We start from the raw sequence: 14,095 nt of genomic DNA on the forward strand, positions 1-14,095 counted from the left end.
CTCATGACTACTTGCTCTCCTCGGAACCGGTGGGGCGGGTGTGGCTGACGGCGGGCTCGTTGCCGCCCAGAAGCAGATAGAGGACGGCCATCCGGGTGTGGACGCCGTTGGCGACCTGCTCGATGACCGTGCAGCGCTCGGAGTCGGCGACCTCGGCGGTGATCTCCATGCCGCGGACCATCGGGCCCGGGTGCATGACGATGGCGTGCTCCGGCATCTTCGCCATGCGGTCGCCGTCGAGGCCGTAGCGGCGCGAGTACTCGCGCTCGGTGGGGAAGAACGCGGCGTTCATCCGCTCGCGCTGCACCCGGAGCATCATCACGGCGTCGGACTTGGTGAGCGTGGAGTCGAGGTCGTACGAGACCTCGCACGGCCAGGACTCGACGCCGACCGGCACCAGCGTCGGCGGCGCGACGAGGGTGACCTCGGCGCCGAGCGTGTGCAGCAGGTCCACGTTGGAGCGGGCGACGCGGCTGTGCAGGACGTCGCCGACGATCGTGACGCGCTTGCCGTCGAGGCCCTTGCCGATCCCGGCGTCCCGGCCGACGAGGCGGCGGCGCATGGTGAAGGCGTCGAGCAGCGCCTGCGTGGGGTGCTGGTGGGTGCCGTCACCGGCGTTGATGACGGGGGCGTCGATCCAGCCGGAGGTCGCGAGGCGGTACGGGGCGCCGGACGCGCCGTGCCGGATGACGACGGCGTCGACGCCCATCGCCTCCAGGGTCTGCGCGGTGTCCTTCAGGGACTCGCCCTTGGAGACGCTGGAGCCCTTGGCGGCGAAGTTGATGACGTCGGCGGACAGGCGCTTCTCGGCGGCCTCGAAGGAGATCCGGGTCCGCGTCGAGTCCTCGAAGAAGAGGTTGCAGATGGTCCGCCCGCGCAGCGCGGGCAGCTTCTTGATGGGCCGGTCGGCGACGCGGGCCATCTCCTCGGCGGTGTCGAGGATGAGTACGGCGTCGTCGCGGGTGAGGTCGGCGGCCGAGATGAGGTGTCGCATCATCGGAGTGCTCCGTAAGGAAGTTCAGGAGATTTCGGGGCAATTGGGCGCGCGAGGGCACACCTGCGGACCGCACGGCGCGAGGCCTGCGGCGCGGGAGTGCTACTGCTCGGCTGCCTTGGCGTCCGGCTTGGCACCGAGCAGCACGGCGTCGCGGCCGTCCTCCTCGGCGAGCTGGACCTTGACCGTCTCCCGCAGCGACGTGGGGAGGTTCTTGCCGACGTAGTCGGCACGGATGGGAAGTTCGCGGTGGCCGCGGTCGACGAGGACCGCGAGCTGCACGGCGCGCGGGCGCCCGATGTCGTTCAGGGCGTCGAGCGCGGCGCGGATGGTGCGGCCGGAGAAGAGCACGTCGTCGACGAGGACGACGAGGCGGCCGTCGATGCCGTCACCCGGGATCTCGGTGCGGGCGAGCGCGCGCGGCGGGTGCATGCGCAGGTCGTCGCGGTACATCGTGATGTCGAGCGAGCCGACGGGGATGGCGCGGCCGGTGATCTCTTCGAGCTTCTCGGCCAGCCGGCGGGCGAGGAAGACGCCGCGCGTGGGAATGCCCAGGAGAACCACGTCCTCGGCGCCCTTGGCGCGCTCGACGATCTCGTGGGCGATACGGGTCAGTACCCGTGCGATGTCAGGTCCTTCGAGAACGGACCTGGCCTCGGAATTCTGCGTGTCCATAAGAAACGGACCCCCTTCTCCGCCTCACGGGACGGACCTTAAAGGACGTCGGAATTGCGCCACCCAGGTTACCAGGCCCCCAACATCGCTGATCACCCCCCTGAAGGTGCGAGAACGCCGGTTTCGGGAGATGGTCGGTACGGACCATTCGGCTTGACGCGGCCAAGTAACGCTGCGTAACCTCACAGTGAGTTACCAGCCACGCGGCGGAGCCGCACAGTGATGCAGTGTCCGGGGAGCTATATGTCCAGCGAATACGCCAAACAGCTCGGGGCGAAGCTCCGTGCGATCCGCACCCAGCAGGGCCTTTCCCTCCACGGCGTCGAGGAGAAGTCCCAGGGACGCTGGAAGGCGGTCGTGGTCGGGTCGTACGAGCGCGGCGACCGTGCCGTGACCGTGCAGCGCCTCGCCGAGCTGGCGGACTTCTACGGAGTGCCGGTGCAGGAGCTGCTGCCGGGCACCACCCCGGGCGGCGCCGCCGAGCCGCCGCCGAAGCTCGTGCTCGACCTGGAGCGCCTGGCCCACGTGCCGCCGGAGAAGGCGGGCCCGCTGCAGCGCTACGCCGCGACGATCCAGTCGCAGCGCGGTGACTACAACGGCAAGGTGCTCTCCATCCGCCAGGACGACCTGCGCACCCTCGCGGTCATCTACGACCAGTCGCCCTCGGTGCTGACCGAGCAGCTGATCAGCTGGGGCGTCCTCGACGCGGACGCGCGGCGCGCGGTGGCGCACGAAGAGGTCTGAGCGAGCACCCAGCGCAGAAACGTCACACCCCAAGGGGCGGAGCCGTACGGCTCCGCCCCTTGGGCGTTCCCGTGTCGCGTCAGACCCGGTAGAGCCGCCCGATGACCTCGGGCAACAGCCGTTCGCTCAGCCGCGGTGGCAGCGCCTGGAGGACGGCGAGCACCGGCGCCATCCGCTCCGGCAGCCGGCCGCCCTCGCCGACACCGGCGAGGGCAAGCGCCACCTCGACCTCTTCCGGGGTCAGCGCCTCCGGGTCGAGCCCGGCCGCGACCTCCACGATCGCCGGGTCGACGCGCACGGGCCCGGCCGCACGCGCCCGCCCCACGGCCTTCTCCAGCTCGTCGAGCAGCAGCCGTACGGCCTCCTCGCCGGCGACGGCCGCGGTCACCGTCAGATGCAGGTTGGCCGGGGACGCGCCGAACGCGGGCTGCGGTTGCAGATACCAGCCGCTCCCCCGCATCTCGTCCGCCACGACGAAGACGTCCAGATCAGGGTCGTCCGAGGCGACCGCGAGCAGTGACGCCCCGGGGTCGGCGAGCAGCCGAAGTCCCTCGATCCGCCGGACACCCTCGGCGAGCGCGCGGGTCGCCCGGTGTACGCGCGTCGACAGCGCCGCGTAACCCTCGGAGCCGACGCGCTCCGTGACGGCCCAGGCCGCCGCGAGCGGTCCGGCCGACTTGGTGCCCTGGAGCGTGGAGTTGACGACGGGGTATCCCGGCCAGGAAGCGTGCGCGAACCAGCCGTGGCGGCGCAGCTCGCCGTCCCGGAAGAGCAGGAGCGAGGCGCCTTTCGCGGTGTAGCCGTACTTGTGGAGGTCCACGGAGAGGGAGGTGACACCGGGGACGGACAGGTCGAACTCCGGTATCTCCGGCGCGTCCTGGGCAAAAGCCTCGCCGCTCATCCGCAGATGGCCGAGATACCAGCCCCCGATGCACGCGTCGACATGGCAGAGCACCCCGCGCCGCGCCGCCTCGGCCGCCACCTCCCGCACCGGGTCGATGACGCCGTGCGCGTACGAGGGCGCGGAGACCACGACGAGCGCGGTGCGGTCGGTGATCGCCGCGGCCATGGCCTCGGGGTCGGCCTTGAAGGTGGCGGGGTCCACGGGCACGGACACGACCCGCAGGCCGAAGAGTTCGGCGGCCTTGTGGAACGCGGCGTGCGCGGTCTCGGGCAGGACCAGCTCGGGTTCGCTCACGCCGCCTACCCCGCGCGCATGCTGACGGGCCGTCAGGACCGCGAGGAGGCAGCTCTCGGTGCCGCCGCTGGTGAAGGTCCCCGCGGTGCCGCCGAGGAGCGCGGTCGCCCGCCGCACCAGGTCGTTCTCCAGCTCCACCACGCTCGGGAACGCGGTCATGTCGAGTCCGTTGACCCCGGCGAAGGCGGCCTGTGCGGCGCTCGCCAGCTCTTCGAGTCCGTCGAGCCCGGAGTCGTACACGTAGGCCATGGTGCGTCCGCCGCGCACCGGCAGATCGCCCTCGCGCAGGGCGGCCAGGCGCTGGAGGATCGGGTCGTCGCTCGTCATACGGATTCCTCGTCTCGCTCGGTGAACTCGTGGCGCAGCCCGACCAGTTCGGCCTCGGTGAGGCGGTAGCGGGCCAGCAGCGGAATGCTCAGGACCAGCAGCAGCGCAGGCAGGGCGCCGAAGCCCACGACGATCGCGGTGAGCGCCGATTCGGGCTGGGCGACCCGCTCGTCGGCGTCGGAGGACACGAAGTCGCCGAGGGCGAGCACGAGCCCGAACAGGCCGGGCCCGAGGGCGAGGCCGAGCGTCTCGCCCGCGGTCCACAGCCCGGTGAAGACACCGGCCCTGCGCCGTCCGCTCCGGTAGGCGTCGGCGGCGATCGCGTCGCCCAGCATCGCCATCGGCAGCATCTGCATGCCCGCGTACCCGACACCGGCCAGGGCCACGGCGACGTACACGAGCGCGGGCGGCAGCTCCCGGCCCGCCGCCGCGCCCAGCGCCCCGGCCAGGAAGCACAGGGAGGCTCCGACGGCCGCGTTCCGCTTGCCCGTGCGGCGCCCGACGGCGAGCCAGAGCGGCATCGCGAGCAGCGACGGGACGATGAGGCAGGCGAACAGCCAGGTCGTGGCGGACGGCCGGTCGAGGATGTACGTGGCGAAGTACTGGGTGCCCGCGAGCATCAGGCCGGTCGCGGCGGCCTGCACGACGAAGGCGCCGAGCAGCCAGGCGAAGGGCGCGTTGCCGCGGGCGGCGCGCAGCTGGGCCCGCAGACTCGGCTCGCTCGTGGTCCGTACGACGCTCTTCGCCCCGGCCGTCGCGACGACGGCGGCGCACATGCCGAGCGCGAGCACGGCGCCGATGACCACGCCCATCAGCCGGTAGCCGCCCGCGCTCCCCCGGTCGTCGGCGCCGGAGCCGGCCCCGGCGAGCAGCGGCGCGAGCGCACCGGAGAGCAGGATCGCCAGCCCCAGGAAGGCCACCCGCCAGGACATGACGCGGGCGCGCTCGTCCGGATCGGCGGTGAGTTCCGCGGGCAGGGCCACGTACGGCACCTGGAAGCAGGCGTACGCGGAGGCCGTGAGCAGGAAGAGGACGGCGACGTACGCGGCGGCGGGGCCGCCGTCGAGGCCGGCGGGCGCCGCGAACATGGCGGCGAAGCAGAGCGGCAGGGTGAGCGCCCCGAGCAGCATCCAGGAGCGGCGCGGGCCGAGGCGGGTCCGGGTGCTGCGGTCGGAGAGGCTGCCTATCCACGGGTTGAGCAGCACGTCCCACGCCTTGGGCAGGAACACGAGCAGACCCGCGACGCCCGCGCCCACCCCGAGGACGTCGGTGAGGTAGTAGAGCAGCAGCAGGCCGGGGACGGTGCCGAAGGTGCCGGTGGCGAAGGAGCCGAGGCCGTAGCCGATCCGCACCCGCGCCGGGAGACCTGTTGGGGACATGGCCAGAACTTAGTGAAGATCCCCGGGAACGCACCAGGCCCGAAGCAGAACATTGTTCAAGTTCTGCCTCGGGCCTGCGAGGTGGTGCGAAGGTGCTGGTGGGCGGGAGGCTCAGGCCTCGTCGCGGCGCAGCGAGGGCTTCAGGTCCTTGAAGCGGGCCAGAAGTCCGTTGATGAACGCCGGAGAATCGTCGGTGGAGAACTCCTTGGCCAGCGAGACGGCCTCGTCGATCACCACGGCGTCCGGGGTCCCGTCGACCCAGATCAGCTCATAGGCGCCGATCCGCACGATGTTGCGGTCCACGACCGGCATCCGGTCGAGGGTCCACCCGACGGCGTACTGCGAGATGAGGTCGTCGATGCGGCGCGCCTTGCCGGCGTACCCCTCGACGAGCTCCATCGTGTACTCGCTGACGGGCGGCTGCCGCGTGTCGCTGCGGGAATGCCGGATCCAGTCCGCGAGGACGACGTCGACGGACTCGCCGCGCTGGTCGGCCTCGAAGAGGATCTGGAAGGCGCGCTTGCGGGCCGTATTACGGGCAGCCACGGTTAGCTGTTCACCCGGCCGAGGTAGCTGCTGTCACGGGTGTCGACCTTGATCTTCTCGCCCGTGGTGATGAAGAGCGGGACCTGGATCTGGTGGCCGGTCTCCAGGGTGGCCGGCTTGGTGCCGCCGGTGGAGCGGTCGCCCTGGACGCCCGGCTCGGTCTCCTGGATGACGAGCTCGACGGCGGCCGGCAGCTCGACGAAGAGCACCTCGCCCTCGTGCTGCGCCACGGAGGCGTTGAAGCCCTCGATCAGGAAGTTGGCGGCGTCACCGACAGCCTTCTTGTCGACGTGCAGCTGGTCGTAGGTCTCCATGTCCATGAAGACGAAGTAATCGCCGTCCATGTACGAGAACTGCATGTCGCGCTTGTCGATCGTGGCCGTCTCGACCTTGACGCCGGCGTTGAACGTCTTGTCGACGACCTTGCCGGAGAGCACGTTCTTCAGCTTGGTGCGCACGAAGGCCGGGCCCTTGCCGGGCTTGACGTGCTGGAACTCGACGACGGACCAGAGCTGGCCGCCTTCGAGCTTGAGCACCAGGCCGTTCTTGAGGTCGTTCGTGGAAGCCACGGTTGCGGAATCTCCTGGACTGACGTGGACGACCCCGGGGGCACGCGAGCAGCCCGAAGGCTAGAGCGCGAGCAGCTCCTTGGTCGTGATGGTGAGTAGCTCGGGTCCGCCGTCCGCCTCGGGGCGGACGACGAGCGTGTCATCGATCCGGACGCCGCCCCGGCCCGGGAGGTGGACCCCCGGTTCGACGGTGACCGGCACACAAGCGTCAAGTTTACCCATGGCGGCGGGGGCCAACTGCGGGTCCTCGTCGATTTCGAGTCCCACCCCGTGCCCGGTGAGCTGTGGCAGACCGTCACCGTACCCCGCGGAGTCCAGTACGTGACGGGCGGCCCGGTCCACCTCGCGGCACTCCGCGCCGGGCGCCAGGGCCTCACGACCGGCCCGCTGAGCTGCGAAGACGAGGTCGTACAGCTCGATCTGCCAGCCGGCGGGCGAGGTCCCGATGACGAAGGTGCGGCCGATCTCGCAGCGGTATCCGCGGTACGTGGCGCCCAGGCAGACGGACAGGAAGTCGCCTTCCTCGACGCGGCGGTCGCTGGGCCGGTGCGCGGACCGCCCGGAGTTCGGTCCCGTCCCCACGGACGTCGGGAAGGCGGGCCCGTCCGCGCCGTGGTCGACAAGTCGACGTTCCAGCTCCAGGGCGAGATGCCGCTCGGTACGGCCGACGAGGATCGACTCCAGGAGTTCGCCCAGGGCCTGGTCGGCGATCTCGGCCGCGATCCGCAGACACGAGATCTCGTCCTCGTCCTTGACGAGCCTCAGCTGCTCGACGGCGTTGTTCAGGTCGGTGAGGCGCAGCCGCGGCGCGACGGAGCCGAGCGCGCGATGCCGGGCCACCGTCAGATGGTGCTCCTCGACGGCGAGCGAGTCGATGCCCTGGGCCGCGGCCACGTCGGCCGCGGCGACGGCCGGGTCACCGGCGGACCCGGCGAGCAGCTGCACCCGCAGCTCCTCGTCGGCCCGGCCCTCGTCGGTCTGGCCGCTGGGCGGGCGCGCGCACAGCAGTACATCGCCGCTGCCGCCGGTCTCCCGGCCGAGCAGCAGGACCGCGCCGTGCGGAGCCGCACCGGCGAGATAGCGGACGTTGGCGGGCCGCGACACGAGGGCGGCCGCACTGCCACCCGCCGTCGCGCGCTCTCTCAGCCGGTCCCGTCGGGCCGCGTACTCCTCTGACATGAGGCCGAGCGTACGAGCGGGCGGGGCAACCGGCCGGTTCAGCGCGTCCGGACGGGCGGCGGTGCCTTCGTCTCCCGGGGTGTGGTCACCACTGGGGCGGACTGGCGATGGCCCGGGCGAGGACCTCGTCGAGGACCTGGGCGGTGCCGGGCACGTCGAGGCCCGAGTTGTCGATGATGGGCAGCCCCGAGCCGTACCAGCCCGCCATGCGGCCGTGGATACGAGCGACTTCCTCGTCGGTGAGGCGGCGGTTGCCGCTGCGCTGTGCGTTGCGCTCGAGGACGACTTCGAGGCCGGGCAGCAGTACGACCGGCAGCAGCCCGGGTCCCACGTGCCGCTTCCAGCCCCCGAGCCCGACCACGGGCCGGTCGGGGAAGACGGCGTCGTCGAGGATGCAGGAGATGCCGTTCGCCAGGAAGTTCCGGGCGGCGAAGCCGCAGGTGCGGCGGGCGAGACGGTACTGCGCCTCGCTGTTGTCGTTCCACCCCGTCTGCGGGTCGGCGAACCCCGAGCGGACCCATTCGCGTACGTCGTCGAGGCTGATGTGGGCCGTCGGGACACGGCGGCGGTCGGCCCAGAACTTGGCGACGCTCGTCTTGCCTGCTCCGGCGGGGCCGATGAGCAGCACGGCGAGGGTGGTCGCCGTCGGGTCGGCGGGGGCCTGCGCGAGCGGCGGGCTCGGCACGGCGACGGGGCCGCCGGGCGGGAGCTGGACGTGGCCCGTGGTGTCCCGGGCCGGGGGCGCCGGGTGCGGGTGGGCGTGCGGCGGGACCGGGGGGTGGTGCGGTGTGCCGTTGAAACCCGGGGCGCCGGGAGGCTGCTGCGCCTGGTGCGCCGCGGTCCACGGGGCGCCGGGGCCGTGCCCGGGCCGATGGGGCGGTGGCAGCGGAGACCCCACTGCGTGCTGCATCCGGTGCCACTCCGTCTCGTACATCCGTCGCTGGGGCGCCGACGAACAGGGCGCTACCGAACGGTACCGTCCCCGGCCGACGTTGTGTGAACGGCCGGGGCGGCCGCAAAGTGCCCGTAGCTGAACGAGCAGTGCTATTCGGCCACTTCGCCGTACGCGGCGAGCAGGACGGCCGGGTCGGGGCCCTCCAGGACGGTCGGCTTGCCGAGGCCGTCGAGGACGATGAAGCGCAGCAGGTCGCCGCGCGACTTCTTGTCGACCTTCATGGTCTCCAGGAGCTTGGGCCACTGGTCGTAGCGGTACGACAGGGGCAGCCCGACCGACTCCAGGACGGTGCGGTGCCGGTCGGCGGTCGCGTCGTCCAACCGGCCTGCCAGGCGGCCGAGTTCGGCGGCGAAGTGCATGCCGACGGAGACGGCGGCGCCGTGGCGCCACTTGTAGCGCTCGTTCTTCTCGATGGCGTGGGCGAGGGTGTGCCCGTAGTTGAGGATCTCGCGCAGCCCGGCTTCCTTGAGGTCGCCGGAGACGACCTCGGCCTTGACCTTGATGGACCGCTCGATCAGCTCGGCGGTGTGCGGGCCCGCGGGCGTGCGGGCCGCCTGCGGGTCCTCCTCGATGAGTTCGAGGATCCTCGGGTCGGCGATGAATCCGGCCTTGATGATCTCGGCGAGACCGGACACGTAGTCGTTGACCGGCAGCGAGTCGAGGGCGGCCAGGTCGCAGAGCACGCCGGCCGGCGGATGGAAGGCGCCGACGAGGTTCTTGCCCTCGGCGGTGTTGATGCCGGTCTTCCCGCCGACGGCCGCGTCCACCATGGCGAGCACGGTGGTGGGGATGGCGATCCAGCGCACGCCGCGCAGCCAGGTCGCCGCGACGAACCCGGCGAGGTCCGTGCTGGCGCCGCCGCCGACACCGACGATGACGTCGGAGCGCGTGAAGTTGGACTGTCCGAGCGCCTTCCAGCAGTAGGCGGCGACCTCGGCGGTCTTGGCCTCCTCGGCGTTCGGGATCTGGATGGCGACGGCCTCGTAGCCCTGGTCGGCGAGGTCCGCGCGGAGCGCCTCACCGGTCTCGGCGAGCGCCTCGGGGTGGACGACGGCGACCCGCTTGGCCTTGTCGCCGATCAACGAGCCGAGTTCACCCAGGAGTTGACGCCCCACCAGGACCTCGTACGGGTCGGTGCCCGCGGTGCCGCCGACGTGGATGCGCGTGACGTTCTCGCTCATGCCTGCTTCAACTCCAGTGCGTCGAGGACGGCTTGGGCGACCTCGTCGGGGGTGCGGTCGTCGGTGGCCACGACCACCGATGCGACCTCGGTGTACAGATGCCGACGCGCCTCCATCAACTCCCGCCACTGCTTACGGGGGTTGACGGCGAGGAGGGGGCGGGCCGCGTTCAGGCCGGTCCGCTTGGCCGCCTCCTCGACATCCATCGACAGATAGACGACGTGCTGCCCGGCGAGCAGCTCACGGGTACCGGCGTCGAGGATCGCGCCGCCGCCGAGCGCGAGGACGCCGTCGTGCTCGGCGACGGCGGCCGCCACCGCGGCCTTCTCCAGCGCACGGAAGTGCGCCTCGCCCTCGTCGACGAAGATGTCCGCGATGGCCCGGCCCTGGGCGGCCACGATGTCGCCGTCGGTGTCCCGGAAGGCGCAGCCGAGCCGCTCCGCGAGCAGTTCGCCCACGGTCGACTTGCCCACGCCCATCGGGCCCACGAGGACGACCTGGGGTCCGCCGCTCACCGGATCTGCAGGTTCTCGAGGTACGAGGTGACGTTGCGCCGGGTCTCCGGCACGCTGTCGCCCCCGAACTTCTCGGCGACCGCGTCCGCGAGGACGAGGGCGACCATCGCCTCGGCGACGATGCCGGCGGCCGGCACCGCGGAGACGTCCGAGCGCTGGTGGTGCGCCTGCGCCGCCTCACCCGTGGTCACGTCCACCGTCTTCAGCGCGCGCGGCACGGTCGCGATCGGCTTCATCGCGGCGCGCACGCGCAGCAGCTCACCGGTGGTGAGCCCGCCCTCGGTACCGCCCGCGCGCCCGGAGACGCGGCGGATGCCCTCGGGGGTGTTCACGATCTCGTCGTGCGCCTTCGACCCCGGCACGCGGGCCAGCTCGAAGCCGTCACCGATCTCGACGCCCTTGATGGCCTGGATGCCCATGAGCGCACCGGCGAGACGGGCGTCCAGCTTGCGGTCCCAGTGCACGTGCGAGCCGAGCCCCACCGGGACGCCGTACGCGAGCACCTCGACGACGCCGCCCAGGGTGTCGCCGTCCTTGTGGGCCTGGTCGACCTCGGCCACCATCTGCTTCGACGCGTCCGCGTCCAGGCAGCGCAGCGGGTCCGCGTCCAGCTTCTCCACGTCGGCCGGCGTCGGGTACACGCCCTGCGGCGCCTTCACCGAACACAGCTCGACGACGTGCGAGACGATCTCGATCCCGGCCGTCTCCTTCAGGTACGACCGCGCGATCGCGCCGAGCGCCACCCGCGCCGCCGTCTCCCGCGCCGAGGCCCGCTCCAGGACCGGCCGCGCCTCGTCGAACCCGTACTTCTGCATGCCCGCCAGATCGGCGTGACCGGGACGGGGCCGGGTCAGCGGCGCGTTGCGCGCGAGGCCCGCGAGCACCTCCGGGTCGACGGGGTCGGCCGACATGACCTGCTCCCACTTCGGCCACTCGGTGTTGCCCACCATGACCGCGACCGGCGAACCCATGGTCAGCCCGTGCCGGACGCCGCCCAGGAAGGTGACCTGGTCCTGCTCGAACTTCATCCGCGCTCCGCGGCCATAGCCGAGGCGCCGCCGGGCCAGGTGGTCCGCCACCATCTCCGTGGTGATCGGAACGCCGGCGGGAAGTCCCTCCAGCGTCGCGACGAGTGCGGGGCCGTGCGACTCCCCCGCGGTCAGCCAGCGCAACCTGCTCAACGGTGCTCCTCATGCTCGCGCTCTGTACGGCTCGGCGGGCGCGGCTACGGGTGCGCGGCCCGGCCCACCGTGTATCCCCTGATCCTCCCATGCCGCGCCGCGGGGCCGTCGCGCTGTCCGATGTGCGGACGTGCGCTGAGACGGGGAACACGCGCGAGGCGTGCTCAGAGCGCCTTCAGGCCCGCTTCGCGCATCGCGGCGAGCACCGGCCGGGTGTCGCCGGTGAACTGCTCGAACTGGAAGACCGCCTGGTGCACGAGCAGGTCGAGCCCGCTGAGCACCGAGCCGCCGCGCTCCTGCCAGGCGGCGGCGAGCGGCGTCGGCCAGGGGTCGTAGACCACGTCGAAAAGCGTGCCCGTCCTGGCGGGTACCTCGCCGACCAGGTGGTCCGTGCCGCCCTTGGGCGTCGTGGAGATCACCAGCGGGGCGTCGAAGGCCCGCGCCGCGTCGGACCAGTCCGCCGTACGCACCTGCACACCGAGCCGCTCACCCCAGCCGCGCATCTCGTCGGCCCGCTGTTCGCTGCGTACGTACGCGACGACCTCGCCGGTGCAGATCCGCGCGAGGGCGGCGAGCGCCGAGGACGCGGTGGCGCCCGCGCCGAGGATCGCGGCGGACTCGACCTTCTCGACGCCCTGCTCGTGCAGAGCGGCGACGAGCCCGGGGATGTCCGTGTTGTCGCCGGTCCTGCGCCCGTCGGGGTGGAACACCACGGTGTTCACGGCCTCGACGGACGCGGCGGTGTCCGTGATCCCGTCGAGCAGCGGGATCACCGCCCGCTTGAGCGGCATCGTCAGCGAGAGCCCGGCCCACTCCGGCCCGAGCCCGGCGAAGAACCCGGGCAGCGCGGCCTCGTCGACGTCGAAGCGGTCGTACGTCCAGTCGCCGAGGCCGAGCGCCCGGTACGCCGCCCGGTGCAGCTGCGGCGAGAGCGAGTGAGCGATCGGGGAACCGAGAACTGCCGCCCGGTGGGCGTCAGTTGCCCTGGCTGTCATTGAATTTGTCCTTCAGCCTCTCGAACTCGGCGAGGGTCTTCGCGAATTCGGTCTTGTGCATGCCGTCCGTCGCCACGAAGTACATCCAGCCGTCGCTCGTCGGGTTGAGCGTCGCGGCGAGCGCCTCGTCACCGGGGTTGCCGATCGGGCCCGGCGGAAGGCCCTTGTGGTAGTAGGTGTTGTACGGGTCCGGGTTGCTGTTGATCTCGGACTCGCTGATGTTGATCTTGCTCTGGCCCTTGAGGTAGTTGAACGTCGAGTCGAACTGGAGCTTCTGGTTCGTCTCGGTGTTGTCGGGCTTGAGGCGGTTGTAGACGACCTCGGCCATCTTCCGGAAGTCGTCGTGCGTCTTGCCCTCGGCCTGCACGAGGCTCGCGACGGCCAGCACCTGCCACGGGTTGTCGAGCTTGAGCTTCCTGGCCTGGCCCTGGAGGTCGAGTTCCTCGTACTTCGTACTGGCCCGCTCGACCATCTGCTTGAGCACGTCCTCGGGCTTCATGCCCTTGGCGACCGCGTAGCTCGACGGGTAGAGGAAGCCTTCCAGCGGGTCCTTCAGCTTGCCGTGGTTCAGAGCCCAGTCCGGCAGCCCCAGGTCCTTGTACTCCGTCTTGGCGACCTTGGCGGTCGTCCCCTCGGAGACCTTGAGCTTCTCGTCGATCTTCTTGTAGACCTCGGCGTTGCGCGCACCCTCACGGATGATCATGTTGGCGTGGCTCTTCGGGCTCAGCATGAGCTCGACGGCGCTCGCCGACGACATCTTCTTCTCCAGGACGTACGCACCGGCCTGGATGGACTTCGCCTTGTCGTTGGCCGAGTAGGCGGCGATGAACCCGTCCACGCTCTGGACGACGCCGGCCTCCTTGAGCTGCTGGCCGATCGCGGAACCGCCCGAGCCCTTCTCGATGAGGACGCTGACCGTCTCGCCGTTGCCGTCGCCGGAGTAGTCCGGCGCCGAGCCGAAACGATCCTGGTAGAACTGGTAACCGAAGTACCCGACCCCGCCGACACCGCCCGCGAAGATCACCGTGAGCACCAGGCAGGCGCAGCCACTGCGACGCTTCTTCGGCTTCTTGCCGCCACGGCCGCGACGGCCACCCCGGCCCTCGTCCTCGTCGCCGTCGTCCCCGCCGCCGCTGAAGAACGCGTGCTCGCCCTGGTCGGGGCCCGCGTCCCACTCCGTCTGCTCCGGCTCGGGCGCGCGGCGCCGGCCCGGCGGCTCGGGCGGCGGGTAGGCGCCGGGGGTGTGGTAGTAGTCCGGCTGTTCGCCGTTGTACGCGGCGTTCTGTCCGGTGTTGTAGGGGTCCATGGGGTCGGTGCCGTAGGGGACCTGGCCGTGCGCACCGGTGTTGTCCCAGCCGCCCTGGCCCTGCTGTCCGCCGTACGACTGCTGCCCGTACCCCTGGTCCTGACCATGGCCGGGGTCCTGTCCGTAGCCGGGCTGCTGCCCCGTGCCCCAGTCACCGCCGTAGGCCTGCTGCGGCTGCTGCGGGTCGTACTGCCCCTGGCCGCCGTAGGCATGCTGGCCGTGCCCGGCCTGCTGCCCCCACCCCTGGTCCCCGTACAACGGGTCCTGAGGGTGCCACGGTTCGGAGCCTTCGCCCCGGCCATACTCAGTCATCGGTCCCCTACAAGCCGCGAGGCGGGGCAGAGCCCGTGT

The 14,095-nt window shown here is 71.5% G+C and carries 14 protein-coding genes; 1 reads left to right on the forward strand and 13 read right to left on the reverse strand.

Features of this window, described 5'->3' with window-relative positions; genetic code table 11:
- Positions 1-7 precede the first annotated feature (7 nt).
- Both AB0L37_RS15725 and pyrR read right to left on the reverse strand, forming a co-directional pair.
- Positions 8-997: an aspartate carbamoyltransferase catalytic subunit gene (locus tag AB0L37_RS15725; RefSeq protein WP_365504754.1), complete on the reverse strand. Its 990-nt coding sequence runs from the start codon at positions 995-997 to the stop codon at positions 8-10.
- Positions 998-1,096: 99 nt separating this feature from the next.
- Positions 1,097-1,669 (reverse strand): bifunctional pyr operon transcriptional regulator/uracil phosphoribosyltransferase PyrR, encoded by a 573-nt coding sequence (gene pyrR / locus AB0L37_RS15730; RefSeq protein ID WP_365504756.1) that lies wholly within the window; start codon positions 1,667-1,669, stop codon positions 1,097-1,099.
- Positions 1,670-1,912: 243 nt separating this feature from the next.
- On the opposite strand from pyrR, the gene bldD reads away from it, so the two are divergent.
- Positions 1,913-2,413, forward strand: a complete 501-nt coding sequence (gene bldD / locus AB0L37_RS15735) for a transcriptional regulator BldD (RefSeq protein ID WP_338694408.1) — start codon at positions 1,913-1,915, stop codon at positions 2,411-2,413.
- Between the two features lie 79 nt (positions 2,414-2,492).
- On the opposite strand, the gene AB0L37_RS15740 is transcribed toward bldD, so the two are convergent.
- The 11 genes from AB0L37_RS15740 to mltG all read right to left on the reverse strand — a co-directional run bounded on the left by AB0L37_RS15740 (position 2,493) and on the right by mltG (position 14,056).
- Positions 2,493-3,938, reverse strand: coding sequence for an aspartate aminotransferase family protein (locus tag AB0L37_RS15740; protein ID WP_365504759.1), 1,446 nt, complete (start codon positions 3,936-3,938; stop codon positions 2,493-2,495).
- On the reverse strand, positions 3,935-5,317 hold the full coding sequence (locus AB0L37_RS15745; RefSeq protein ID WP_365504761.1) for an MFS transporter: 1,383 nt from the start codon (positions 5,315-5,317) through the stop codon (positions 3,935-3,937). The genes AB0L37_RS15740 and AB0L37_RS15745 overlap by 4 nt, the downstream gene beginning before the upstream one ends.
- Before the next feature lie 111 nt (positions 5,318-5,428).
- Complete coding sequence (gene nusB / locus AB0L37_RS15750; protein WP_365504763.1) at positions 5,429-5,863, reverse strand: transcription antitermination factor NusB; 435 nt, start codon at positions 5,861-5,863, stop codon at positions 5,429-5,431.
- 2 nt (positions 5,864-5,865) lie between these two features.
- Positions 5,866-6,432 carry an elongation factor P gene (efp, locus tag AB0L37_RS15755; RefSeq protein WP_365504765.1) on the reverse strand — a complete coding sequence of 189 codons (567 nt, stop codon included), beginning with the start codon at positions 6,430-6,432 and terminating at the stop codon, positions 5,866-5,868.
- A 60-nt stretch (positions 6,433-6,492) separates the two neighbouring features.
- A complete protein-coding gene (locus tag AB0L37_RS15760) occupies positions 6,493-7,611 on the reverse strand; it encodes an aminopeptidase P family protein (protein ID WP_365504767.1) in 1,119 nt (372 codons plus the stop codon).
- An 85-nt stretch (positions 7,612-7,696) separates the two neighbouring features.
- Positions 7,697-8,521 (reverse strand): Pro-rich N-terminal domain-containing protein, encoded by an 825-nt coding sequence (locus tag AB0L37_RS15765; RefSeq protein ID WP_365504768.1) that lies wholly within the window; start codon positions 8,519-8,521, stop codon positions 7,697-7,699.
- A 134-nt stretch (positions 8,522-8,655) separates the two neighbouring features.
- Positions 8,656-9,747 (reverse strand): 3-dehydroquinate synthase, encoded by a 1,092-nt coding sequence (gene aroB / locus AB0L37_RS15770; RefSeq protein ID WP_365504769.1) that lies wholly within the window; start codon positions 9,745-9,747, stop codon positions 8,656-8,658.
- Positions 9,744-10,262, reverse strand: a complete 519-nt coding sequence (locus AB0L37_RS15775) for a shikimate kinase (protein WP_365504771.1) — start codon at positions 10,260-10,262, stop codon at positions 9,744-9,746. Before AB0L37_RS15775 ends, aroB begins: the two co-directional genes overlap by 4 nt.
- A complete protein-coding gene (aroC, locus tag AB0L37_RS15780; RefSeq protein ID WP_365504773.1) occupies positions 10,259-11,443 on the reverse strand; it encodes a chorismate synthase in 1,185 nt (394 codons plus the stop codon). Before aroC ends, AB0L37_RS15775 begins: the two co-directional genes overlap by 4 nt.
- 164 nt (positions 11,444-11,607) lie before the next feature.
- Positions 11,608-12,438: a shikimate dehydrogenase gene (locus tag AB0L37_RS15785; RefSeq protein WP_365504775.1), complete on the reverse strand. Its 831-nt coding sequence runs from the start codon at positions 12,436-12,438 to the stop codon at positions 11,608-11,610.
- Complete coding sequence (gene mltG / locus AB0L37_RS15790) at positions 12,419-14,056, reverse strand: endolytic transglycosylase MltG (RefSeq protein WP_365504777.1); 1,638 nt, start codon at positions 14,054-14,056, stop codon at positions 12,419-12,421. The genes AB0L37_RS15785 and mltG overlap by 20 nt, the downstream gene beginning before the upstream one ends.
- Positions 14,057-14,095: the final 39 nt, after the last annotated feature.

Source organism: Streptomyces sp. NPDC052225 (assembly GCF_040679615.1).
GTDB lineage: Bacteria > Actinomycetota > Actinomycetes > Streptomycetales > Streptomycetaceae > Streptomyces.